The following is a 25,658-nucleotide window of genomic DNA, read 5'->3' as shown; positions in this document are numbered from 1 at the left end:
CAGAACCACCTTAAGCCTTTAAAACAATGCGTACTGAAGACTTTATATGCTTAGTAAACTGAGTGCCTCTTGCAGTTAAATGAAATAAACCCTAACCAAATGAAAAAAATAACTTACCTATTGCTAATCATCACGGCGTTTAATACTGCCTGTAAAAAAGCAGGCACCGATAATCCTTCTGTTGATCCTGTTGTTCCTAATGCAGAATTACCAGCCGGTGCAAAAGATGGTGTTGCATTTATTAATAACGGAACTTCGGCGATTATAACTTTGTATGCACCTGGTAAAACTTCGGTTTCTTTAATTGGTGAGTTTAACAACTGGTCGGCTTCAGCAATGAAAAAAACAAGCGACGGAAATTACTGGTGGGTACAAATTGATAACCTTAATCCTGCAACAGAGTATGCTTACCAGTTTCTGGTAAACGGAACTTTAAAAGTTGCAGACCCCTACTGCGAGAAAATTTTGGATGAAGATAATGATAAGTATATTTCTGCGGCCACCTATCCAAACCTGAAAGCTTATCCAAGCGGAAAAACCAGCGGTATTGTAAGTGTTATGCAAGCCAACCAAGCTGTTTATACCTGGAAGAATACCACTTTTAACCGTCCCAATAAAAATAACCTTGTTATTTATGAATTACTGATCAGGGATTTTACCAGCGACCATAACTACGCATCTACACTGGCTAAACTTGATTATTTAACCAATTTGGGGATTAATGCAATTGAATTGATGCCCGTAAATGAATTTGAAGGAAATTTAAGCTGGGGGTATAATCCATCGTTTTACTTTGCTCCCGATAAATATTATGGCACCAAAACGGCCCTTCAGAATTTTATAGATGAATGTCACGGTAGAGGGATAGCGGTAATTATGGATATGGTATTAAATCATTCTTTCGGACAATCGCCAATGGTGCAGTTGTATTTCGACGGAACAAAACCAACTTCAGATAGTCCCTGGTTTAACGTGGATGCAAAACACCCTTATAATGTTGGGTACGATTTCAATCACGAAAGTGCAGCAACAAAATATTTTGCCAAAAACGTAATGAAATTTTGGATGCAGCAATATAAAATTGATGGCTTCAGGTTCGATCTCTCTAAAGGTTTTACTCAAAAAACGTCTACCGATGATGCATCCTTTGCCGCGTATGATGCAAGCAGGATTGCAATTTGGAAAGAGTACAACAGCTATATTAAAAGTATTGATCCCAATAATTTTTACGTGATTTTAGAGCACTTTGCCGATGCAACCGAAGAAAAAGTTTTGGCAGACGACGGCATGATGCTTTGGAACAATATGAATTATAACATGAACGAAGCAACAATGGGCTGGCTGGATAATTCGAATTTCCAATGGGGATTTTATACCAATCACGGATTTAGTAAGTCAGAAAATTTGGTCGGTTATATAGAAAGCCATGATGAAGAACGGCTTAATTTTAAAAACATCACCTACGGAAATGCTTCGGGCACTTATGCCGTTAAAGGCAATTTAACTACATCATTGAAAAGAGAAGAAATGGCTGCAGCTTTTATGTTAAGTATACCAGGTCCAAAAATGATCTGGCAGTTTGGCGAGCTTGGTTATGATATTAGCATTGATTTTAATGGAAGAACGGGAGAAAAACCGGTTAAGTGGGATTATTTTACTGATGTAAATAGAAAAGCTTTGTATGATGTTTATGCCAAACTCATCAAACTAAAAAAGAACAATAGCATTTTTAATTCAACAACATCAGCATATAACCTTGCCGGGGGAATAAAATATATTAAGCTTACAGAGGGTACAAATACAGTTTTTGTGGTTGGTAATTTTGATGTGGTTGCACAAACTGCCAATATCGATTTTGGAGCTTCAGGTAATTGGATTGATGCTTTTGGCAGCAATGTTAATTTAACTGCAAATATTTACAATGCAACATTAGCGCCTGGCGAGTACCACGTTTTTAGTAAAACAACTCTGAAGTAACCGTAATTAAACCTCGCGGCTTTTAAAAGCCGTGAGGTTTCTAAAATTTTGTATTCAACTCCAGTTACCATGTTTTTTAACTTACATCTCTTTTAATAAAGATTTTAAGTGGTTTAAATATTTTCCGAAATATAAGTTAAAGGTATATTTGCTCACCACATAATGCACACCTATTACACCCACATAAATTAATAACCTCAAAGGCAGCACAATAAACTTTAATATTTCCAGGCCGGGTATTAAATCCATCCTGTTGCTTTGTAAAAGAATCTCTGCTAAAATCATCAGTATTAAAAGGATAACCCGGGTTAAGGTAAGATAGGTAATGTTTGAGGTTACCAGGCGTTTTACTTTCCTTTGCAGGTCGTTTTTTACCGAACCATTGGTTTCTTCGAGGCCCTTTATCATTCTGAGATTAAAATAATGATAAAGGGCTGTTAACGGAAGCAAAATAAAAGCCATCCAAACCAGAAGCTGCGATTTCATTTCAGGTACAAAACCCGTCATTATCAGTAAAAAAATAAAAAGTAGCGGTAACACTAACATTTGTTTTTTAGAAATCTTTTTTAATGCACTTAAAGGCGATTCCATTTCTTTTTTTGTTGCATTAATAATGTCAAATTTATTGCTGTTTAAATCTACTGAAACACTATTCCAGCTATTTTTTAAGTTATCTAATTCCATTTTATTTATTGTTGGTTAAGGTTCTTAATTTATCTTTAATTCTGTTCATTTTTACGCGAAGGGTTGCATTGCTTATGCCTAAAACTTCTTCCATTTCATCATAAGATTTATCTTCCAGGTAAAGCATTACAATGGATTTTTCAACATCATTTAAAGCTTGTATTGCCGTATATAATTGCTGGTGCTGGTCTTCTTTCTGTCCATCATGATCATAATCGGGGATTTCAATATTTTGGATTTCAACATCAGTAGTTTGTACGGAGCGTTTTTGCTTTCTGAAATTGGTTAAGGCCGTATTAATGGCAATGCGATAAAGCCAGGTACTGAATTTGGAATCCCCTCTAAATTTTGGATACGATCTCCACAGCTGAATTATAATGTCCTGATAAAGATCTTGGATATCGTCATGACTGTTTACATACATTCTGCAAATCTTATAAATCAGCAGTTTGTATGCTTTAACATTGGCTTCAAATTCTATTTCTAATATTGTCTTTTTCAAAATTTTAATGATTTGCCTGATAAGTCGACCGTTTTTAAAAAAAGTTACAAAGCAAATGTAGTTTAATGATTTTTTGCCTCAATAGTTAAGCCTCTGCTTTTTAATTTTGCATACCGTTAATATTTTGATTGATTTTAGTTAATATTGCCTTAATCTCTAATCAAAAAATGAACAACAAATTAGCGCATCACTTATTATGGGAACGACTACGTACCGGCGACAAAGATGCCTTTTTTGATCTCTATGCAGCGCTTTATTATCCGCTTGTTAATTTTGGAATCAGGGTTTGTGCTGATGCCGACATTTCAAGTGAAGCAACCGACCTGGTTTTTACCACCATCTGGGAAAAACACGAAAGCCTAAACCGGGTTGATAATGTGGAGGCCTATTTAAGAACTTTTTTAAAGCGCAAACTTCTCCGCATTTTAGAAAGAAAACGTAAATTAAATGATGCTTTATTCAATGCTGGCACAGAAGGCGAATGGATGGAAATGAGTTACGAAGAGTTTATTGTAAAAGTACAAAGTGATGAACTGGTTCGGTTTCAGCTTAAAAGCGCATTGGATAAATTAACCTTTCGGCAGAAACAATTAATTCATCTTAAGTTTTTTGATGGATTGAGTTACGAGCAAATTGCCGAACAAACCAACCAAACCATCAAAACAGCTTATAATACCATTTATGATGCCCTTAAAGTTTTAAGAAAAGAGCTGAAAGCATAAATCTCCAAATTTCGACTTTTCAACCCTTGGATTTCTCCATTACGCTTCGCTTCAGTCGAAAAGACGGGTAAAAAAATGGATCATTCGTCTTTTCGAGCGCAGCGGGGAAATCTGCCAGAAAACATTTGAAGTATGATTTTTGCAAATTAAATTTCTTTATTCTGTGTGCCCTCAAGGCATATATTCTGCCACTTCAAAAAAAAGTTAAAATTTCCTTAGGAAAAAGTAAAACTTTTAGGCACTGATATATAAAAGCCAAATAATAATGATCGATCGAAGTCAATTCAATGCAGAAGACTTTCTTGTTGATAATACTTTTCAGTTATACTGTTCGGGTACAGACCAGCTTTGTGTAGATTACTGGGAAAAATACTTGAAAACCCATCCTGAGCAGGAAAGTGTAATGATGGAAGCCAAAAGGTTATTCGTTATTTTAAGTGGAAATAAACGTCCCCTAAATCATCAGCTGGAAGTCTTTAAAAAAGATTTGAATGCCGGTAAACCCTTAAAGGTTCATAAAAATTACTTGTGGTTAAAAATAGCAGCATCCATTGTTTTAGTTGCAGGCATTGCCCTCATATACCGTAATTATAGTTTCGAAAAAACTACCCGTGCAGATTTAAAAGCACAGGTGTTTTGCACAAAAAATGGCGAACGCAAAAAAGTTTCCCTTCCAGATGGTTCTACTGTATTTCTTAATGCTAAAAGTGTGCTTTCAATCGGTGCGGGCTTTAATGATAAAGTTAGAGAAGTGGAGTTGACCGGAGAAGCCTTTTTTGATGTGGTACATAATAAAGACAAGCCATTTAAGGTACATACTACTGATTTTAATATTAATGTTTTAGGCACTGCTTTCAATGTTAAAGCCTATCCCGACGAAAATGCTTCGGAAGCAACCTTAATTAGAGGTTTAATTACCATGGAGGCTGTAAATGGCAATGGGGGAATGATTACACTAAAACCCAGCCAGAAGGTTACTTTTTATAAAGTTGCGCCGGTAAAGGAAAATCAAAAACAATTAAAACCAACATTAAGCCACCCCGAAATAACCATTAACCATTATACGCTGATAAAAGACAGTTCTATTGTTGAAACTGCCTGGACAAAAGGAAAGATTGAAATTTATGATCAGGATTTTTCTGAAATAAAGGGCGCTTTAGAAAAATGGTTCGGCATTCATATTCAATTCGCAGATCCGCAAATTGAAAAATACCGTTTTACAGCAACATTTAGCCATGAAACATTAGATGACGCATTAAAAGCTTTACAAAAGGTAGAATATTTTAAATATGAAATAAAAGGAAATGAAGTAACCATATCGAGGTAAGAAAAAAAGGACGGTGTTGACGCACCGCCCTTTAAACTTCTTCTTTGATTAATTAACATGACAGCTTATGTGCTAACAGATCGCTGCCAAATAACTACGCAACCAAAAAAACAAAAATATGATTTATTATTACTTACTGCAAGAGCGGTCCGGATTCAGGACGTTCTTAAAATTTATCATGCTAATGAAACTAACCTGTATTGTGGTTCTCATTACTTGCCTTAATGTTTCTGCATCAGTTTTTTCCCAGGAAAAAATTTCACTTGATGTAAAGAAAACAAAACTGGCAAGAGTTTTACAGATTATAGAGCAGCAAAGCAGTTACCATTTTGTTTACAGCTCGTCTTATGTTCCCGTTAATAAAGATGTAAGCATTACTGTAACCAATACATTGGTTACTGATGTTTTAGCGGCAATTTTGAACAAAACAAACTTAAAATATTCTATTTCTGATGGCGGATTGATTGTCATCAGCAGATCCAAAGAAGTACCCATAACCGGGGTGGTAAAAGATGCGCAGGGCGGTACATTGCCGGGTGCAACCATCCGTGTAAAAGGTACCGGTATCGGCACCTCTTCCGATATAAATGGGAAATTTACTTTAAATGCACCGGAGAATGCCATTTTAGTAGTTTCTTATGCAGGCTTTCAAACCCGCGAAATACCAATTGGTACCCAAACCAGTGTGCAGATTGTTTTGGCGGAAGATACAAAGCAGCTTACCGATGTTGTGGTTACGGCATTGGGGATTAAAAAAGAAAGAAGGGCATTAGGCTATTCGGTAACTCAGGTTAGCGGCGAATCCTTAACCCAGGCAAGAGAAAATAATGTAGCCAATTCATTGGTTGGTAAGGTTGCCGGTTTGGATGTAAGCGCAACAGCGGGAGGCGCAGGATCTGCAACCAGTATTACCATTCGTGGGGTTTCCAGTTTAAGCCAAACCAACCAGCCCTTGTATGTAATTAATGGTGTGCCAATGGAAAATAAACCTGTTGGCTTAAATAATGCTAATGCCAATGGTAATTCAGGCAGCCAGTATGATAATGCACCGGATTTAGGGGATGCTATTGGGAACTTAAATCCAGATGACATTGAAAGTATTTCGGTATTAAAAGGCGCAGCAGCCTCTGCATTATATGGTTACCGCGCTAAAGCAGGTGTAATTTTAATTACCACAAAAAGTGGAAAAGGCAACAGTATAGAGTTTAATACCAATTATGTTGCCGAGCAGGTAATGGATAGAACAAACTGGCAATATGTTTATGGTCAGGGCGCAAATGGAATAAAACCTACCGATGCCGCTGCAGCAGCACAGGTTGGCGGATCAAGCTGGGGTGCTAAACTCGATGGTTCTAATGTAGTGCAGTTTGATGGAGTATCCAGACCTTATTCTGCGCAAAAAAACAATATTGAAGATTTTTACCGTACAGGTGGTACCTGGTCTAATACTTTAGCTTTAAACAAAAGCTTTGATGGTGGAACGATTCGTTTATCTGCAAATGATGTTCATAACACGTCTGTTGTACCCAATTCTGGTTTAAACAGACAATCGTTTAATTTAACCGGCACGTTTAACCCAATTAAGCGCTTAACCATTGATGCCCGCATGAATTACATTCTGGAGCAGGTAAAAAACAGACCAATGCTTTCTGACGGAGCAGGTAATGCAAACTATAATGTAGCTTTTTTGCCAACCAGCGTTAATGTTAACGACCTGAAACCCTGGAAAGATGCCAATGGCAATGAAATCCAGTACAATAAAGGAAATGCTTATGCAACCAACCCGTGGTTTGCGGCAAACGAATTTGTTAACAATACCAAACGCGATCGTTTAATCAGTTCATTTAATGCGAAGTATACCTTCGATGACGGTTTGTTTTTACAGGGACGTGCCGGAAGAGATTCTTATACCGATTCTTATAAAAATGTGGTGCCTTCTGGTACGGCTTATTACGCGCCAGGTAAAATTACCGATCAGTCTACAAAGTTTGCCGATCTAAATGCCGATGTATTGGTAGGCAAAGCATTCAAAGTAAGTGAAGATTTTTCTGTTACACCAAATTTGGGTGCCAGTTATAGAAAAACCAATGTGCGCCAAACAACCAACAGCGGATCAGATTTTGCGGTTTTTGGTGTTTACAATATTTTAAATGCTAAAAATAAATCAGTGGCCGATGTGGAAACGGTTAGTGAAACCCAATCTGTTTATGGTACCCTTGATTTAGCTTACAGAGATATTTTTTACCTAAGCGGAAGTTTACGTACCGACTGGTTCTCTACTTTGGCAACTCCTGGAAAGGACAATAAACTTTACATTACCTACCCATCTGTTAGTGGATCATTCGTGTTCTCTGAGTTATGGAAACCCTCCTTTTTAACCTTTGGTAAATTAAGAGCAGGTTATGCGGTGGTTGGCCAGGCAACTGATCCTTATCAAACAATTTTAACTTATGCCTTCAGAAGCGAGAATTTAAATGGAGCACCACTGGGTACCATTACCAATGTTAATATTCCGAATACCTCATTAAGAGCATCAAAAGCTACAGAATTAGAAATAGGTACAGAAATGCGTCTTCTGGGCGACCGTTTAAGTTTAGATTTTACCTGGTATAGAAAACTGTCGAAGGATGAGATTTCATTTGTTACCACCTCAAGTTCTACAGGTTACAGCGGAGCCGTTTTAAATGCCGGACAAATTAAAAACCAGGGTTTAGAACTTTTACTATCCGGACAGGTTGTGAAAAGTAAGGATTTCACCTGGACTTCTTCCCTAAACGGATCTTATAATGATAATGTTGTATTATCGTTGGCCGAGGGCGTGAACGCACAACTTTTAGCCACTTCGAGATCTGGAGTGGGTTTTTTACAAAATATTCCGGGAAAAGCTGCCGCACAGGTAATGGCTTATGATTATAAATACGATGCTTCTGGTAATATTTTAAGAGATGGTACCGGACAGCCACTTAACGAATTAAAGGCTTACGGCTCTGCTTACAATAAATGGTTTGCCGGCTGGAACAACGAATTTAATTATAAAGGAGCAACGCTTTCCTTTTTAATTGATGGAAAATGGGGCGGTAAAGTTTTTTCTGCTACAGATTATTATGGTTATGTATTTGGTCTGCATCAAAATACGCTGCCAAACAGAGAAGCGCTTGATGCGCCGTCGTCTGGTACAAATGCGGCTACTTACTATTTAAATGAAGCCAACTATGCTTCGAATAAATTTGTACAGGACGCCAGCTTTATTAAATTAAGACAGGTAACGCTGGGCTATAATTTCCCTGCAAAAATGTTTAATAATAAAATTCAGGCGTTAAACGTAAACTTAGTTGCCCGGAATTTATTTATCCTGATGAAAAAAACGGATAACATTGATCCCGAATCAAGCTACAATGCTACTTTTCCGGGATTGGAATTGGGTGGAGTGCCACCGGTTAGAACATTCGGTGTAAACCTTAGTGTTAAGTTTTAATTTTAAACAGACAGAACAATGAAAACGAACATATTAAAGAAATATAGCCTGTTACTTTCCGGCATTTTAATGATCTCGGCTTGTACCAAAGATTTTAAAGATATCAATACCAACCCATCTGCTTATGGTACTTCAACTTTTGATCCTAATTACCTCTTAACATCGTCGCAACTGGCTTATACAGGAAGTATCGATTTTGCATACGATACCTGGAGAGGAAATCTAATTTATTCATCAACCATGATGCAGGGATTATCTACCGTAATTAGCTACTGGGCAGGCGATAAATATTTGCTTAACCCCGGTTATACAGCTGCTTATTGGGGTACCTCAACCGTTGGTGCTTACATTGAACAGGTTAAGCCCATTGCCGATGTTGTAGAATCAACTAAAGGCGTAGCTAAATACAATAATGTACGCCAGGTATCACGCCTTTGGAAAGCACTTGTTTTTGAGCGCCTCACTGATTTATATGGCGATGTGCCTTATTCTGAAGCTGGCCAGGGTTACTATACCGGAAATTTAACGCCAAAATACGATGCACAACAAGCCATTTATACCGATTTATTAAAAGAAGTAGATGAGGCAACCAATGCATTGGATGTAAACGGCGATAAAGTAATTGGTGATGTAATTTATAAAGGAGACATTAATAAATGGAAACGCTTTGGCAATACTTTATTACTCCGTATTGCTATGCGTTTAACCAAAGCTGATGAAAATACAGCAAAAGCCTATGTTCAAAAGGTAATTGGAAAAACCATGCTAAATAATGATGATAATGCCTTTATTAAGCACGATGTATCCGGAGCAAGGGTTACTCAAAATAGAAATAGCCAGGTTTTACAAGGAGATGGGGGGCAGGAGAATTACTATGTAAAATGGTCTAAAACTTTTATTGATGTGCTTAAAGCATCAAACGACCCACGTTTGGGTAAAGTAGCCGTTACCGGGCTTTATCTGGATGAAAACAGCAAAGTTCAGAGTAGCGCCTACAGTGCTAATCCTGCTGATCAAAAGGGAATGCCAAACGGCAAAGATTTAAGCGGAATTGCGGGTAAAGATGTTAGGCAAGATCCATCATTCACTACTTTTCCGGCATATTCTTCGCCAAATCCGGCAATGATTAAAAAAGATGGGGTCGCATTTATTTTAACCTATGCAGAAGGCGAATTGTTACTGGCCGAAGCCGCACAAAGATGGGGCATTGGTGGTTCGGCGGCAACGCATTATGCCAACGGTGTTTCGGCAGCCATTACATTCCTATCCCAATATGATGCAAGTTTGGCTATATCTCCAACAGATGCCAGCAACTATGTTGCAGCAAATCCTTACAATGCAGCAAACGGTTTACAAATGATTAATACCCAGTATTGGTTGCATACCAACACCATGCTCGATTTTTATGAAACCTGGAGTAACTGGCGAAGATCTGGTTTCCCGGCTTTAACGCCTGTTGTATACTCCGGTAATGCCACAAATGGAACCATTCCGCGTCGTTTTCCTTATCCTTTAGAAGAAGCAGCCAAAAATGGGGCAAATTATACAGCGGCCTCATCTGCTGTGCCAGGTGGCGATAACCTGACTGGCAGAGTTTGGTGGGATAAATAAAGGTTTTATCCTCACATCCCGAGATAACGGTAGGCACAGTATGTGTCTGCCGTTTTTTATTTCGTAACAATTTCAAATCAATTTCAGCTAAATGCCGCTTTAGTTTGATATTTATAAATCAAACCAAAATTATGAAACTGAAACTTATACTCACTATTCTTTTATGTTCCAGCTTGTTAATGCAGGCACAACAGCGGCCCGAAAAACCAAATGCTAAACCAGTGCCGCTAACAACACCAAAAGAAGAACCCAAAGCCGGACCAAACGAACGGACAATTAAAGTTGAAAGTTCGGTAATTACCAACCACAGCGTAACCATTGATGGAAAAACGGTTCCGTACAGAGCCACTACAGGAACTTTGCCGGTTTGGGATGAAGAAGGAAAACCAATTGCCGGTTTGTTTTATACCTATTATGAAAGGAGTGATGTTCAAAACCGGGATAAACGCCCGCTGGTGATTTCTTTTAATGGTGGCCCGGGTTCAGCCTCCGTTTGGATGCACATAGCCTATACAGGTCCTGTTGTTTTAAATATTGATGATGAAGGTTATCCCGTTCAGCCTTATGGTTATAAAGAAAATCCTTATTCTATTTTAGATGTGGCAGATATTGTTTATGTAGATCCGGTGAACACGGGTTATTCGAGAGCCACAAGCAAGGATGTACCCAACAATAAATTTTTTGGAGTAAAGGCCGACATTAAATATCTGGCAGAATGGATCAATACTTTTGTAACGCGCAACAACCGCTGGGCATCACCTAAGTTTTTAATCGGCGAAAGTTATGGAACAACAAGAGTTTCAGGTTTGGCATTGGAATTACAAAATAGCCAGTGGATGTATTTAAACGGCGTGGTATTGGTTTCGCCTACTGAGCTGGGTATAGAAAGAAGTGGCCCGGTTGATGCCGCTTTGCGTTTGCCATATTTTGCAGCTACTGCATGGTATCATAAAGCTTTATCTGCTGATTTGCAGGGGAAGGATTTAACGGCTATGCTGCCAGAAGTTGAAACTTTTACCATTAACGAATTAATTCCAGCTATTGCACAGGGCGGTATGTTAAGCGACGATAAGAAGAAAGCAATCGCAGCAAAAATGGCTCATTATTCGGGCCTGTCAGAGAAAGTAATCTTAGATTATAATTTAGATGTACCACCAAATTTCTTCTGGAAAGAATTGTTGCGTGATAAAGGTTTTACCGTTGGTCGTTTGGATTCGAGGTATAAAGGTGTAGATAAAATGGCTGCAGGAGATGGGCCGGATTATAATGCCGAATTAACCTCCTGGTTGCATTCTTTCACACCGGCAATTAACATGTACATCCGGAATGAACTGAACTATAAAACAGATTTAAAATACAATATGTTTGGCTCGGTTTACCCATGGGACAATACCGGGAACAGAACCGGAGATAATTTAAGGCAGGCCATGGCGCAAAATCCATACTTGCATTTATTGGTTCAATCTGGTTATTATGATGGCGCCTGCGATTATTTTAACGCAAAGTACAGTATGTGGCAGTTAGATGCAGCAGGCAAATTAAAAGATCGTATGAGCTGGGAAGGCTACAGGAGCGGACACATGATGTATTTGAGAAAAGAAGACCTTAAAACAGCCAACAGTCACATCAGGGATTTTATTAAAAAGGCATTACCCAAAGCTGGTGAAGCCGCTAAGTTTTAGAATTATGAATTTTATAGGTCTGGCAAAATGCCAGGCCTTTTTTGTTGAAAATGCGGGATTAAAACCATTTATATCACGCTCGGTATTAAGCGTAAAGTAGCCAATGCTGTAATCTTCTGTCTGCTAATTTAAACCTTGTAAAACCGAATTTACAAAGCAAACCGAATTCAATTTTCTATCTTTATCCTTATGAAATCCTTAAGCTACGCACTAATCCTGGTTACGCTTCTATCGGCCTGCAGCAGAAAAAAAGCTGACGTAATTGTTTATAATGCCAAAGTCTATACTGTAAACTCAAACTTTGATACAGTTCAGGCTTTTGCCGTTAAAGATGGTAAAATTTTAGCCCTTGGTAAAAGCGAGGAAATCAGGAAAAAATATGATGCAGTTGAAGAAATAGATGCAGCTGGAAAGGTTGTTTACCCGGGTTTTATAGATGCACATGCACATTTCTTTGGTTATGGTCAAAGTTTGCAAACAGCCGATTTACGGGAGACAAAATCCTGGGAAGAAGTTTGCCAGCGGTTGGTTGCTTTTGCAAAAACACATCCTGGCGGCTGGTTAATTGGTAATGGCTGGGACCAGAACGACTGGGCAGATAAATCTTTTCCAACAAATGAACAGTTGAACAAGTTGTTTCCCAACCGGCCGGTGTTTTTAAATCGGATTGATGGACACGCAGCTATTGCCAACCAAAAAGCATTAGACGAGGCAGGAATAAAACAAGCTGAAAAATTAACCGGAGGTGATATGCTTACCGAAAATGGTAAACTCACAGGTGTTTTAATTGATAATGCAGTGGCATTGGTGGAAAGAAAAATCCCATCTCCGGATGCAAAGCTTGCAGAAAAGATATTACTCGATGCACAACAAAATTGCTTTGCCGCGGGCTTAACAACTATTGACGATTGTGGATTAGGTTTTGAAGCCGTTGATTTTATTGAAAAATTACAGGCAGCAAATAAATTAAAAATGCGTTTGTACGTAATGTTAAGCGATGCACCGCAGAATTATGATTATTTATTTAAACGTGGCGCTATTAAAACGGACCGATTGAATGTTCGGGCCTTTAAAGTTTATGCCGATGGTGCTTTAGGTTCTCGCGGAGCATGTCTTTTACAGCCTTATAGTGATATGCCGGGCAAAAGCGGCTTTTTGTTAAGCGATCAGAAACATTTTGAAGACGTAGCTGTTAAAATTGCAGCACATAATTTTCAAATGTGCACACATGCCATCGGCGATTCGGCCAACCGGGTAATGCTTAAGATTTACAATAAAGTTTTAAAAGGTAAAAACGATAAACGCTGGCGCATTGAACATGCACAGATTATCAACGAGAATGATTTCAACCTGTTTGGTAAGTCTAATATCATTCCTTCAGTACAACCAACCCATGCCACATCTGATATGTATTGGGCTGGGCAGCGTTTGGGGGCACAACGGTTAAAAGATGCCTATGCCTATAAACAATTGTTAAAGCAAAATGGGTGGATTCCGCTGGGTACCGATTTTCCAGTCGAAAACATTAATCCATTATTAACGTTTTATGCTGCAACGGTAAGAGAAGATGCAAAAGGTTTTCCGGCAGGTGGCTTTCAAATGGAAAATGCCTTAACGCCTGAAGAAGCTTTAAAAGGGATGACAATTTGGGCGGCTAAAGCTAATTTTGAAGAAAAAGAAAAAGGAAGTATCGAAGCGGGAAAACTTGCCGATTTTGTTATTTTAGACACAGATATTTTAAAATCAACACCAAAACAATTACTAAAAACCAAAGTTTTAAAAACCTACCTGAACGGAGAAAAAGTATATGAAGCGAAATAGATTGTTCATCCTGGCGGCCGCAAGTTTCTTTAATGTTTTATGCCTGATGGCTTGCGCACAGGAACACGCTCAAAATGAAAAAAAATTAACCGTTAATAATGAAATCGCCCGCAAAACGGTTTTATTAAACAATCAAGATTCCATAATTCCATTAAAATCATTAGATAAAAAAAATATTGCTTCGGTAAGCCTTGGCTTTTCGTACAGTACGGTGTTTGATAGTTTGGCGAATAAATACGATAAAGTAACGTCATTTTCTGCTGTTTCCTATCCCGATACCTCAAATTTAAATGACCTCGAAGATGATTTGAAATATTATAATACCATTCTGGTTTCTGTGGATAATCAAAATGTAAACAAAACGAAATACATTAATTTTATAAATAGCATTAGTAAAACCAAAAAGGTTATTGTTGCCTTTTTTGGGGATGGTGTGGGCTTAAAATCTTTTGATATGCTTAAAATGCCTGTTATCTGGACACAGGATAATACGGCAGATGCTGCGGCAATGGTGCCTCAATATATTTTTGGTGGTATAGGAGCGAGCAATAAACTCACCACAAATTATTCTGGTAAGTATACCACAGGTTCAGGTTATACCACTGTTGCGAGCCGCTTAAAATATACCGTACCTGAAGATGCCGGCTTAAATTCTAATAGTTTAAAGGAAATAGATGATATTGCGGCAGAGGCCATAAGCCAAAAAGCTACGCCGGGATTGGTGGTTCTGGTAGCTAAAGATGGTAAAGTAATTTTTAACAAAGCTTACGGAAATCATACTTATGTAGATAATATTCCGGATAAAGTAACTGATATCTTTGATCTCGCTTCGGTTACAAAAATTACGGCAACCACACCCGCTGTTATGCGCCTTTTTGAAGAAGCCAAACTGAAGTTAGATACCAATATTGGTGCTTACATTCCAAAGGCGCGCACTACACCCATGAATAATATTCAGGTTAGGGAAGTGATGTTGCACCAGGCAGGTTTTATTCCGTACATTCCTTTTCATGATTATGTAAAAACAGGCGACTACAGCAGAGATTCTTCAGCTGCTTTTCCAACAAAAGTTGCAGACAATTATTACATCAAAAAAGGTTTTTTCAAAGATTTTATGTGGCCTAAAATGCTCAATTCGCCTATTAAAACCCGTGGACAATATGTGTACAGCGATATTAGCATGTATGTAATGAAAGATATTGTAGAACACATCAGCGAAGAGCCGCTTAATCAGTATGTTTATGAAAATTTTTATAAACCATTAGGTATGCAAATGGCTGGCTTTTTACCACGAAACAGGTTTAAACCCGAACAAATTATACCAACAGAAGATGATAAATATTTCAGGAAAACCTTGTTGGTTGGTTATGTACACGATCAGGGAGCAGCCTTAGCGGGTGGTGTATCAGGGCATGCAGGTTTATTTGCGAACAGTAATGATATGGCAATTTTTTATCAAATGCTGTTAAACCGAGGTACGTATGGCGGGGTAGAATATTTTAAACCTCAAACTGTGGATATGTTCACCTCAAAACAATCCAATGTAAGTCGTCGTGGATTAGGATTTGACCGCTGGGATCCGGATACAACTAAACATTATCCCTCAAATCTGGCTTCGCCACAAACTTATGGACATACAGGTTATACCGGAACATGTGTTTGGGTAGATCCTTCACGTGGATTGGTGTACATTTTTTTATCAAACCGTGTTAATCCTACTGTAACAGATAAACTATCTAACTTAAAAATAAGAGGCCGTATTCAGGATGTTGTGAATAAAGCCATTGATGAATCAAAGAAATAAAATAATCAATAAAATTGATTATTTTTAAGTGTTCTTCATCATGTATTCGAAAATTAACCTTAACGCATTATTAAGTATGAAATGGATTAAAACACTGGCTTTTTTATTCCCCTTGTTCGGCATAATATTTAGCGTAAATGCGCAGCAAATTAAAGATGGCGAAACCATTAATTTAAATGGGGTAGAAGTAACTTATTCTATCGTAAATAAGGAAAAGTTAAGTATAAAAGACCAAAATTTCGATCGTTACAAAGTCTTAGCCTCGGTAAAAAATAATACCGGAAAATCTTTTAATATTCGCCTAAGTACTTCTTTGGATCTTTCAGCAATAGGAAATTCGAAAATTGTAGAATTAGACTGTATTAATGCTACAGGTGCAAGGTTAACTTCAAAAAAAATTCAGGTCGGAATGAAAAGCCATTTAATAAATGTTACCTATTATACTAAAGATAAGGATGGTAAATTGGTTAGTGCAATAATGCCGGTTACCGCTGGCTACTATTTTGACCAGGGCCAGGTTATAGAAAACGATGCTATTTTTATTGTGCCGGCAGGCGAAATACCTCAGGTTTCAGTAAAGAGCTTATTGAAAAATTAAAATTCCGGCTTATTGTCAAACTGGGGCGCTCTAAGTTTGTGATCAACTATTTTTTAATCCAAAATAAGATAAAAGGGATAAGGTTTAAATCTTATCCCTTTTGTTTTTGAAGCTTAAATTGATCCTCCCGATTTTTTAGAGAGAAGAAGAGTTTCTCTATGACGTCGTTTTAATAGCCATTTAGAATAGGAAAATAGGTTTTTTGTCGATCGTAATATTATTCATCATCTAAAAGTGTTACACAGTTTGACGCTAAGCTTTTAAGTCTTGCATCAAGTGTGCTAATGGATTGATTATCCTTTATACTTTTATAAAAGAAAGTAATCATCTCCAATGTTTTTTCATCCGGATCGCAGGCCTGCGCTTTTTCTAAGTACGCCAAAGTAATTAAAGCTTCCTTTTTATATTCAGCAAAGTACTGGTTGTATAATACAGTGTTTTTTTGTTTGCCAGCCTCATTTAATTTACCTGTTAATATATTAGATTTATCTACTCGCATTGCAGCAAGCGCCCGGTAGGGAACATAATATCCCGGTACAATTTTAATACATTCTTTATAGTAAGGAATTGATTTTTCCGGTTCCCCGGTTTCCTCGTAAAGGCGGCCCAAATGAAAACTTAAATTGGCAATTTGTTTTTCGTTCAATTCAGTTTTATAATTTAAAAGATCCAGTGCTTTGGCAATAGCTTCCTTTTGCTCTCCCGGAACCATTCTGATTTGCGTATAGTCCCAATATTTATCTTTAACAGAAGATGTTTGAGAAAAGGTTAATTTTGAAATCAACAGAGATAAAAGGCAAAATGTTAAAATTTTTTTCATTGTTTTTTACAGATAGAAGTTAAGTGGTTAAGAAACTTTAAAGCTTAAATGTCATTAAATAAGTTGCTTTTAAAAACTAAAGTAAGTGCTATACTCACCACTCCACAAAAAAATAGGAATGGTATTAATAAAAAAAATGGCCAATAACTTACGGTATAGACTATCAGAGTAATTATTAACAGGATGTGTTTATAACTCAGGATTGATTTAAATCAAATGTAATAAATTGTTTTGCATTAAAGTGGTGTAAATATACAGTCCTGTAGTTTTAATAAAATTTTAAGGTCAGTTTGTAAATTGTCGTTTTCAATTCCTCGGTATCCTTGTCCTCACATAATAAAAACTCAACAGAACTATCGTTTTTCTTAAAAAACGAAATGCCTTCAAATTTATGGCGGCCAGCAATTTTATGTACAAAATTGAGCTTTAAAGATTTCACATTTAGGCTTCCAATAAAACTGCCTAATATTTCTCCATCATTAAAAGTAGAATTGGTATCTTCTGCGGCAGATATAAAATAAATATCGTCTTTATATAATATGGCGTCGGTAAAAGAAGAATTAATGTGATTAATGTTCGGCAGTGTTATGGGATGAAAACTGGCTTCTGTAGCATCAACCAGGTTTTCCCCAGGTATTTTAAACAAGCCGTTTTTAGAGTTCGATCCATTGCCCCGATTAAAAAGAAACCATTCTTCACCGGTAAAAATGGCACCTTCGATGTTAAAATTCTGATCATCGATTGCCGCGATATTTTTTAAACGTTTGTAAATGCCCGAAAGATGATGTGTGGTAATTTCCTTCGTTTCTAAATTATACTGAACCAACAAATTTCTTTCCGCCCTTGATCCCGAACCTAAAATGTATAAAACCTTACCAAAACTGCATAAAACTTCAAAATCTGGTTTTTGTGCTTTAGGGATATTTTCCAGAAGATTTAATCCCGTGGAAGGCAGAATCTGAATTTTGTTTAAAGCGCCTGTTTTAATGTTGTAACAGTTCAAATATCCACTGTTATCACCAATAATGTACAACAAATCGTTTTCGGCAAATAGCCCTGATGCCGCCCCTATTGCATCAATTTCAGCGAAAAGACTTAAATCTGTTTTATGCATTTTAAAAGGTAATAAAAAAGCGCCAAATTTCTTCGGCGCTTATATTTTTTTTCGGGAAATAGAATTCTGAATTATTTTTTTAATCCAATTTCTCTTAACCTTTCATCAAGATATTCGCCAGCAGTCATATCGCTATATACTTTAGGATGTTCAGCATCAATAGTTGAGGGTAAGCTGGTTAAATCCATATCGCTACGCGGGTGAAGAAAGAACGGTACCGAGAAACGAGAAGTTTTCATCAACTCGCGAGGTGGGTTAACCACACGGTGTGTTGTCGATTTTAATTTGTTATTGGTTAAACGTTGCAACATATCGCCTACGTTTACCACAATATCTGTATGGTGCGCTTTAATTGGCAGCCATTCATTACTGCGGGTTAAAACCTCTAAGCCATCAGCACTTGCACCTATTAATAAGGTAATCAGGTTAATGTCTTCGTGAGCGCCAGCACGTACCGCATCATCAGGAATGATTTCAGGATTTTCGATTGGGAAGTAATGAATGCCTCTTAAAATCGAGTTTCCATTATGTACATGTTTGTCGAAATAATTAATTGGCAATTCTAAATAAGTTGCAATAGCACGTAAAAGATAAGTCCCGTTTTCCTGCAATTTTTTGTAAATATCACCGGTAACTTTATTAAAATCTGGTAATTCTTCTAAAACTTCATTGTCAGGGTATTCGTCTTTAACCGGATCCCCATCAATTACTTCCTGTCCAATTTGCCAAAATTCTTTTAAATCCGGTGTTTTAGCTCCTTTAGCCGTTTCTTTACCTGCACTGGTGTAACCACGCTGGCCTGCAAGTTCTGGTTTTTCGTATTTTCGTTTAGTCTCTACCGGTAAAGCAAAAGCTGCTTTGATATTTTCGTAAAGTTTATCAATCAAATCCTGACTTAAACCGTGGTTGGTGATGGTAACAAACCCTGAATCGTTAAAAGCACGACCAAGTTCATCAGAAAATTTTTTACGTTCTTGTTCATTGCCGTTAATGTACGAGCCTAAATCTAAACAAGGGATATAAGGTGTTGACATATTTTTATATTTTATTGTGTTACGAATTTAAAAAAGAATTGTTAATAAGTGTGTTCTTAGTGATTTTTTTGATGTTAAAAATTTGATAAACAATATTTTAAGTTATTAACATCTGTGCTTAAATTAATAAATTATTGCATTTGTCATATAAAATCCATTATTAAAGAGATAAAAACTTTAGCTGTTTTTATTTCGTATTATTAGGTAAGCAAGGCGAAGTTTTTATCACATAAACTGTCTAAACAAAGCACACACAACATGAAAAAAATAATTTTAATCTTATTAGCTGTTTTAGCCTTAAATCAGGCTAATGCCCAGGGCAAAAAAACAGAAAAAGCGACATTTGGAATGGGATGTTTTTGGTGTACCGAAGCCATTTTTCAAAAGTTAAAAGGCGTTGTTTCCGTAAAATCTGGTTACGAAGGGGGCAAGTTGGCAAACCCAACTTATGAAGAAGTTTGCACGGGTTTTACCGGGCATGCAGAAGTTTTGGAGGTGACGTATAATCCAATGGTAATCAGTTATTCAGATTTGCTGGAAGTTTTTTGGAAAAGCCATGATCCAACCACATTAAACCGTCAGGGAGCAGACAGCGGCACGCAATACCGTTCAGTTATTTTTTACCATAACGACGAGCAAAAACAGCTGGCCGAAAAGTATAAAGCTGAATTAAATAAAACCAATGCCTATGGCAAACCTGTTGTAACCGCTATTGAGGCCGAAAAACCATTTTATGTAGCCGAAAGCTATCATCAGAATTATTATAATAAAAATGGTGATGCTCCTTATTGCAGGTTAGTTATTCTGCCTAAGCTGGAAAAACTCGAAAAAGTTTTTAAATCAAAGTTAAAGGGCTAATAGTTTTAATTTTAATACAAATCCTGTGGCAAAACCACAGGATTTTTTTGTTTAAAGTGTAAATTGCTCAACAATAGTTATTCTTATGGTTAAACGTATTGTTACCAATATTAATACTTCCGAAATAGAAAAGGCAAAATGCTTTTATCAGGATATTTTAGAATTAAACATATTAATGGATCAGGGATGGATTGCAACTTATGGAAGCAGCCAGCAAATGGACGTTCAAATCAATTTTGCCGCCGAAGGTGGTTCAGGAACAGCAACACCCGATCTATCCATTGAAGTGGATAATTTGGAAGAAGTTTTGGAGCGCATTAAAATAGCTGGTTTCCCGGTCGAGTATGGGCCGGTTAATGAGCCCTGGAACATTAGACGGTTTTATACCCGGGATCCATTCGGGCGTCTAATTAACATTTTAGGCCACATTTGATTTGGTAAATGTCAATTAAGCAATTTATACAACTAAACAATTAAGCATACATTAAACTTTCCGGCAGTAAATATTACATTTGCAATATGAATACAGGCTTGCAGCTTTACAATACATTATCCCGTAAAAAAGAAATTTTCGAACCCCTGAATGCACCCAATGTTGGGATGTATGTTTGCGGTCCAACTGTTTATAGCGATGTGCATTTAGGCAATTGTCGCACCTTTATATCTTTTGATTTAATTTTCAGGTACCTTAAATTTTCAGGCTTTAAAGTGCGTTATGTGCGTAATATTACCGATGCAGGCCATCTGGAAGGCGACAGAGACGAAGGTGAAGATAAATTTGCGAAACGAGCCAAGTTAGAACAACTGGAGCCGATGGAGATTGTACAGAAGTATACATTAGGTTTTCACGATGTTTTGCGCATGTTTAATACGTTGCCACCCAGCATTGAGCCAACCGCTACCGGGCACATTATTGAGCAAATAGAAATGATTAAGGTTATCATTGAAAATGGCTACGGCTATGAAATTAATGGTAATGTATATTTTGACGTTGAAAAATACAGCAAAAGCTATAATTACACCATATTAACCAATCGTAATCTGGAAGATATGCTGAATAATACACGCGAACTTGGTGGCCAGGATGAGAAACGAGGCCGTTTAGATTTTGCGCTTTGGATAAAAGCTAAGCCCGAAACTCTAATGCAATGGCAATCGCCATGGGGAATGGGGTTTCCTGGTTGGCATATCGAATGTTCTGCCATGAGCGCCAAATATTTAGGGGAGGAATTTGATATTCATGGAGGAGGTATGGATTTAGCCGCAACACATCATACCAATGAAATTGCCCAATCTGAAGCATGCAGTCACCATCAGCCGGCGAAATATTGGATGCATACCAATATGCTTACCGTTAACGGAACCAGAATGTCTAAATCAGCTGGTAATGGTTTCCTTCCTTTTGAGTTGTTTACCGGAAACCATCCTTTATTGAGGAAAGGGTACAGCCCAATGACGGTTAAATTTTTTATGCTTCAGGCACATTACCGCAGTACATTAGATTTTTCTAACGATGCACTTGATGCCTCAGAAAAAGGATTTCGCCGTTTGATGAGTGCCGTTAGCCTTTTAGAAAAATTATCTCCATCCGATCAAAATGATTTTGACATCGACGCGTTAAAAGAAAGATGCATCGCAGCAATGAACGATGATTTTAACAGTCCGGTATTAATTGCCGAGTTATTTGAGGCCGTTAGAATTATTAATACGGTATATGATGGTAAGGCAAAAATTTCTACTGAAGCTTTAGAAAAACTGGTTCAGCTGATGCAGGATTTTGTTTTCGATATTTTAGGGTTGAAAGATGAAGAAAGCAGCAATACCGATTTAAACAGTGTGCTGGATATGATCATCAACCTTAGAAAAGAAGCAAAAGAGAATAAAGACTACGCAACATCAGATAAGATTAGAATTGGCTTACAGGAATTGGGCATTCAGCTAAAAGATAGTAAAGAAGGAACAACCTGGAGTAAAGCATAATTGCTGGTGTAAAAGGAATAATATTTATCATTCAGAGGAACGAAGGATCTGAATTAAGGCTGGATTCTTTCTTTCTAAAAGCTAAGATGGATTAAAATTACATTAATGAATAAAAAACTTTTAATACTTCCTGTACTTGCTTTAATTGGCTTTCAGGCATGTAAGAACACCAAAAAAACAACAGAAGAAAGCACAACAGAAACCCAGGAAATTAAACTGGTTTCGCCTGATTTTAATGCGGATAGCGCGTATGCTTATACAAAAGCACAAATAGATTTCGGACCCCGGATCCCAGGAACTGCTGCCCATCAGAAATGTGCAGATTATCTGGTTAAAAAGCTAAAATCGTTTGGTGCAACGGTTAAAATACAGGGTGGAAAAACCTCTACTTATGATGGAAAAAGCTTCGAGCTAAAAAATATACTGGCAAGTTTTAGCCCTGATAAGAAGAATCGTGTTTTAATTACAGCACATTGGGATGCACGCCCCTTTTCAGATCAGGATACCGATCCGGCAAACCATGGCAAGCCCTTTGATGCCGCAAATGATGGTGGGAGTGGCGTTGCTGTGCTATTGGAAATGGCCCGTCAGATTCAACAAAAACAACCTAACGTTGGAGTGGATTTTGTGCTTTGGGATTTAGAAGATTATGGAAAAGCCAATGACGAAACACCAGATGAAATAACCTGGTGTTTAGGCTCTCAGTATTGGGCTAAACATGCTGCTGAAACGGGCTACAAAGCTATGTATGGGATTAATTTGGATATGGTAGGTGGCGGAAATGCACAATTTACCCAGGATGAAGTTTCGAGAACTGCTGCTCCTGATGTGGTTAAAAAGGTTTGGGATATTGGAAATGAAATTGGTTATGCTTCTTATTTTGTCAATATCCCTTCGGGCAAATTAGTTGATGACCATGTTTGGGTAAACAAAGCTGGCGTACCTTGCATAGATATTATTCATTATAATGATAATGGTGGCTTTTACATCAACTGGCATACTCAATTGGATAATCTGGCTAATATTGATAAAAATACGCTGAAAGCAACAGGCCAAACCGTACTGGAAACCATCTATCGCGAAAAGTAAATTGTGCATTTGTTAATTACTTTTGAAAAAAACGAATCAAAGAAAATTTTATATTCGCCAAACATATTATTAAACACCCTATGAAGAAATTATTTTCTACAACAGTAGCAGTTGCCTTAGCAGTTAGCGCCTTTGCTCAAAAAAGTGACGGAACAACTAAATCTCTTGTTAATGCAGAGAAAGATTTTGCTAAATCAATTGCTAAAAATGGAGATAAAGAGTCTTATTTAGAATATTCATCAGCAAGTACATTGGTTTTCAGGCCAAATCCGGTTAATGCTAAAACTTTTTATACCGGCCAAGATAAAGGATTGAATGGCATAAGTTGGGAACCAAACCTGGCTAAAGTATCGCGTAGTGGCGATTGGGGTTTTACCACCGGGCCATACCAGATTGATGGTGCAGAGAAAAAATATGGTCAGTATCTTTCCATCTGGAAAGCCGAAAATGGTAAATGGAAACTGGCTGTCGACTTAGGGACATCAAGTAATAAACCTTTAAATAAAGTTAACGACAACTTTGTAGAGCCAAAAGATCATTTTTTGCCTAAGTTCAGAAACGAAAAGGAATTAAAAGCCAGTCGCGACATTATATTAACAACAGAGAAAACGTTAAATACCATGTTAAAAACGCATGGAATTGCCGCTTTCGGAGGCTTTTTAACTGCCGATGCCCGTTTGCTTTTTCCTGGAAATGAGGCCATTGAAGGTAAAGGGAAAATCCTTGCTTTTTACAACGGAATGGTTGATAAAATTAACTTAAAAACAACAGGAGCAGATAAATCATTGGGTAGCGATTTTGCTTATACGTATGGTGTGGCTACTATCGATTATAAAACTGATTTACGGGAAAGCTTTAACTACGTTTTTATTTACGAAAAAGCTGCTGATCATAGCTGGAACTTAATTGTGCAGGCATTTGTTCCTGCAGAAAGATAATTTAATGTGAATTTTAGAAGGGGCTATCTTTAAAAAGTAGCCCTTTTTTTGTGCCTTTATTTGTAAATTACAGGCCTAATGTTAAAATTGGTTTGAAAATTATTAGTACAGGAATAGTAATGTTAATGTGTTTTTTTGCAAATGCCCAAAAAAAGCAAAAAGACTATTTGATTTCCTTTACCGATGGTTCTTCCGGAAAAGTTTTAACCGGGTATAAAAACTTAAAAGGTGAAGTGATCATCCCAGCACTATACACGGGGTATGGCAACGTAGATACACTGTCCACTTTTACGGTTGTCAGTTTAAAAGATTCGGGTTTATTGGTTATTAATAAAACCGGAAAGCACATGCTCAGGCCTTTTATTTATGATAACGGCCCGGATTATGTTGAAGAAGGATTATTTCGCTTCGTACAAAATGAAAAAATAGGCTTCGCAAATGAACAGTATAAAAAAATAATTCCTGCAACATTTGACTTTGTAACGCCGTTTAAAGGTGGATTGGCAGCGTACACAATGGGCGGGCATAAAATAATGGATGGAGAACACTGGTACTGGAGTGAAGGTTACGAAACTGGCTTTATCAACCATGAAGGGCTAAAATTTAAAAAAGTAAAGGAAGTTAAAAAGCACCGGCGTTTGGCATGGACCATAAACAACCAACAAGTATTATTAGATCAAAGGGGCAGAATAATAAAATGGTATAAACCTAATTTAAAGAAAATTGAAACACACAAAAAATAGAATTTTAATTATTGCTACACTCACCTTGTTTAGTTTAAATGTTATTGCCCAAAAGCAAAAATTTGATGTACAAGGGAAAGCCGGTTGCAGAGGTATAATGCCCGAAAATACTGTTCAGGGAATGTTAAAAGCATTAGACCTTGGTGTAACTACCTTAGAAATGGATGCGGTAATTTCTAAAGATAAACAAGTTGTATTATCCCAGGAGCCTTATTTTAACAATGAAATTTCATTACAACCTAATGGTAAGGCAATTACTTTTAAAGACCAAAAAAACTTCAATATCTATAAAATGGATTATGAAGAAATTAAGAAGTTTGATGTGGGCAGTAAGGTTCATGCACGCTTTCCTGGGCAAATGAAATTTAAGGCCTATAAGCCCTTGCTATCTGAAACCATTGATGCCGTTGAAGCTTACGTTAAAGAGCATAAACTGGCTAAACCCGTATACAGTATTGAAACCAAAACCATTAAAAATGGCGATAATGAGTTTCAGCCTGAGCCTGCAGAATTTGTTGATCTGATTATGGAGATCGTTAATCAGAAAAAAATAGCAAAACGCGTAATTATAGAATCTTTTGATATGCGGACCTTACAATATTTGCATGAAAAATATCCTAAAATCCAAACCTCGTTATTAATTGATGAGAAAGAGCCGTTTGAAGATTATATTGAAAAACTCGGCTTTAAACCAACCATTTACAGTCCGTATTCTGTTTTGGTAGGGAAGGGCTTGGTAGATCGATGCCACGAAATGGGCATTAAAATCATCCCCTGGACAGTGAATACGATCAAAGAAATTGAGTATTTTAAAAGTCTGGGCGTGGACGGTATTATTACTGACTATCCAAATTTAATGCAACAGTTGAACAACTGATA

General features: G+C 37.2%; 21 protein-coding genes. 16 read left to right on the top strand and 5 right to left on the bottom strand.

The features are described 5' to 3' along the window. Positions 1 to 99 precede the first annotated feature (99 nt). Entirely contained in the window at positions 100 to 1,977 is a 1,878-nt protein-coding gene (locus R2Q77_RS00765; protein WP_316801801.1) for an alpha-amylase family glycosyl hydrolase, read from the top strand. Between the two features lie 81 nt (positions 1,978 to 2,058). Here R2Q77_RS00765 and R2Q77_RS00760 read toward each other — a convergent pair whose 3' ends face one another. Then, complete coding sequence (locus R2Q77_RS00760) at positions 2,059 to 2,661, bottom strand: hypothetical protein (RefSeq protein WP_316801800.1); 603 nt, start codon at positions 2,659 to 2,661, stop codon at positions 2,059 to 2,061. A 1-nt stretch (position 2,662) separates the two neighbouring features. Continuing rightward, positions 2,663 to 3,163: a sigma-70 family RNA polymerase sigma factor gene (locus R2Q77_RS00755; RefSeq protein ID WP_316801799.1), complete on the bottom strand. Its 501-nt coding sequence runs from the start codon at positions 3,161 to 3,163 to the stop codon at positions 2,663 to 2,665. A gap of 167 nt (positions 3,164 to 3,330) precedes the next feature. Between R2Q77_RS00755 and R2Q77_RS00750 the strand changes: the two genes are divergently transcribed. The 8 genes from R2Q77_RS00750 (at position 3,331) to R2Q77_RS00715 (ending at position 16,203) form a co-directional block, all read left to right on the top strand. Further along, entirely contained in the window at positions 3,331 to 3,885 is a 555-nt protein-coding gene (locus R2Q77_RS00750) for an RNA polymerase sigma factor (RefSeq protein WP_316801798.1), read from the top strand. Between the two features lie 265 nt (positions 3,886 to 4,150). Continuing rightward, positions 4,151 to 5,212, top strand: a complete 1,062-nt coding sequence (locus R2Q77_RS00745; protein WP_316801797.1) for a FecR family protein — start codon at positions 4,151 to 4,153, stop codon at positions 5,210 to 5,212. 184 nt (positions 5,213 to 5,396) lie between these two features. After that, positions 5,397 to 8,687, top strand: a complete 3,291-nt coding sequence (locus R2Q77_RS00740; RefSeq protein ID WP_316801796.1) for a SusC/RagA family TonB-linked outer membrane protein — start codon at positions 5,397 to 5,399, stop codon at positions 8,685 to 8,687. A gap of 18 nt (positions 8,688 to 8,705) precedes the next feature. Then, positions 8,706 to 10,298 (top strand): SusD/RagB family nutrient-binding outer membrane lipoprotein, encoded by a 1,593-nt coding sequence (locus tag R2Q77_RS00735; protein ID WP_316801795.1) that lies wholly within the window; start codon positions 8,706 to 8,708, stop codon positions 10,296 to 10,298. A gap of 131 nt (positions 10,299 to 10,429) precedes the next feature. Continuing rightward, entirely contained in the window at positions 10,430 to 11,980 is a 1,551-nt protein-coding gene (locus R2Q77_RS00730; RefSeq protein WP_316801794.1) for a S10 family serine carboxypeptidase-like protein, read from the top strand. Between the two features lie 189 nt (positions 11,981 to 12,169). Beyond that, positions 12,170 to 13,801 carry an amidohydrolase gene (locus R2Q77_RS00725; RefSeq protein WP_316801793.1) on the top strand — a complete coding sequence of 544 codons (1,632 nt, stop codon included), beginning with the start codon at positions 12,170 to 12,172 and terminating at the stop codon, positions 13,799 to 13,801. Further along, positions 13,788 to 15,605 carry a serine hydrolase domain-containing protein gene (locus R2Q77_RS00720; protein WP_316801792.1) on the top strand — a complete coding sequence of 606 codons (1,818 nt, stop codon included), beginning with the start codon at positions 13,788 to 13,790 and terminating at the stop codon, positions 15,603 to 15,605. Before R2Q77_RS00725 ends, R2Q77_RS00720 begins: the two co-directional genes overlap by 14 nt. A gap of 76 nt (positions 15,606 to 15,681) precedes the next feature. After that, positions 15,682 to 16,203 carry a hypothetical protein gene (locus tag R2Q77_RS00715; RefSeq protein ID WP_316801791.1) on the top strand — a complete coding sequence of 174 codons (522 nt, stop codon included), beginning with the start codon at positions 15,682 to 15,684 and terminating at the stop codon, positions 16,201 to 16,203. 217 nt (positions 16,204 to 16,420) lie between these two features. Here R2Q77_RS00715 and R2Q77_RS00710 read toward each other — a convergent pair whose 3' ends face one another. The 3 genes from R2Q77_RS00710 to R2Q77_RS00700 all read right to left on the bottom strand — a co-directional run bounded on the left by R2Q77_RS00710 (position 16,421) and on the right by R2Q77_RS00700 (position 19,171). After that, positions 16,421 to 17,023, bottom strand: coding sequence for a hypothetical protein (locus R2Q77_RS00710; protein ID WP_316801790.1), 603 nt, complete (start codon positions 17,021 to 17,023; stop codon positions 16,421 to 16,423). A 268-nt stretch (positions 17,024 to 17,291) separates the two neighbouring features. Beyond that, positions 17,292 to 18,137 carry a DUF6929 family protein gene (locus R2Q77_RS00705; RefSeq protein ID WP_316801789.1) on the bottom strand — a complete coding sequence of 282 codons (846 nt, stop codon included), beginning with the start codon at positions 18,135 to 18,137 and terminating at the stop codon, positions 17,292 to 17,294. Between the two features lie 71 nt (positions 18,138 to 18,208). Further along, a complete protein-coding gene (locus R2Q77_RS00700; RefSeq protein ID WP_316801788.1) occupies positions 18,209 to 19,171 on the bottom strand; it encodes an isopenicillin N synthase family dioxygenase in 963 nt (320 codons plus the stop codon). 258 nt (positions 19,172 to 19,429) lie between these two features. On the opposite strand from R2Q77_RS00700, the gene msrA reads away from it, so the two are divergent. The 7 genes from msrA to R2Q77_RS00665 all read left to right on the top strand — a co-directional run bounded on the left by msrA (position 19,430) and on the right by R2Q77_RS00665 (position 25,656). Next, positions 19,430 to 20,029, top strand: a complete 600-nt coding sequence (msrA, locus tag R2Q77_RS00695) for a peptide-methionine (S)-S-oxide reductase MsrA (RefSeq protein ID WP_316801787.1) — start codon at positions 19,430 to 19,432, stop codon at positions 20,027 to 20,029. A gap of 85 nt (positions 20,030 to 20,114) precedes the next feature. Next, positions 20,115 to 20,462 carry a VOC family protein gene (locus tag R2Q77_RS00690; RefSeq protein WP_316801786.1) on the top strand — a complete coding sequence of 116 codons (348 nt, stop codon included), beginning with the start codon at positions 20,115 to 20,117 and terminating at the stop codon, positions 20,460 to 20,462. An 86-nt stretch (positions 20,463 to 20,548) separates the two neighbouring features. Then, positions 20,549 to 22,009, top strand: coding sequence for a cysteine--tRNA ligase (gene cysS, locus R2Q77_RS00685; protein ID WP_316801785.1), 1,461 nt, complete (start codon positions 20,549 to 20,551; stop codon positions 22,007 to 22,009). A gap of 105 nt (positions 22,010 to 22,114) precedes the next feature. After that, positions 22,115 to 23,098, top strand: a complete 984-nt coding sequence (locus R2Q77_RS00680; RefSeq protein WP_316801784.1) for a M28 family peptidase — start codon at positions 22,115 to 22,117, stop codon at positions 23,096 to 23,098. A gap of 80 nt (positions 23,099 to 23,178) precedes the next feature. Next, a complete protein-coding gene (locus tag R2Q77_RS00675) occupies positions 23,179 to 24,036 on the top strand; it encodes a nuclear transport factor 2 family protein (RefSeq protein WP_316801783.1) in 858 nt (285 codons plus the stop codon). 50 nt (positions 24,037 to 24,086) lie between these two features. Next, positions 24,087 to 24,779, top strand: coding sequence for a WG repeat-containing protein (locus R2Q77_RS00670; RefSeq protein WP_316801782.1), 693 nt, complete (start codon positions 24,087 to 24,089; stop codon positions 24,777 to 24,779). Next, entirely contained in the window at positions 24,760 to 25,656 is an 897-nt protein-coding gene (locus tag R2Q77_RS00665; RefSeq protein WP_316801781.1) for a glycerophosphodiester phosphodiesterase family protein, read from the top strand. Before R2Q77_RS00670 ends, R2Q77_RS00665 begins: the two co-directional genes overlap by 20 nt. The last annotated feature ends 2 nt before the right edge of the window (positions 25,657 to 25,658 follow it).

This window comes from Pedobacter nototheniae (assembly GCF_032678625.1).
GTDB lineage: Bacteria > Bacteroidota > Bacteroidia > Sphingobacteriales > Sphingobacteriaceae > Pedobacter > Pedobacter nototheniae_A.
Note: the sequence above shows the minus strand (reverse complement) of the source record. Positions and strands in the feature narration are given on the sequence as shown.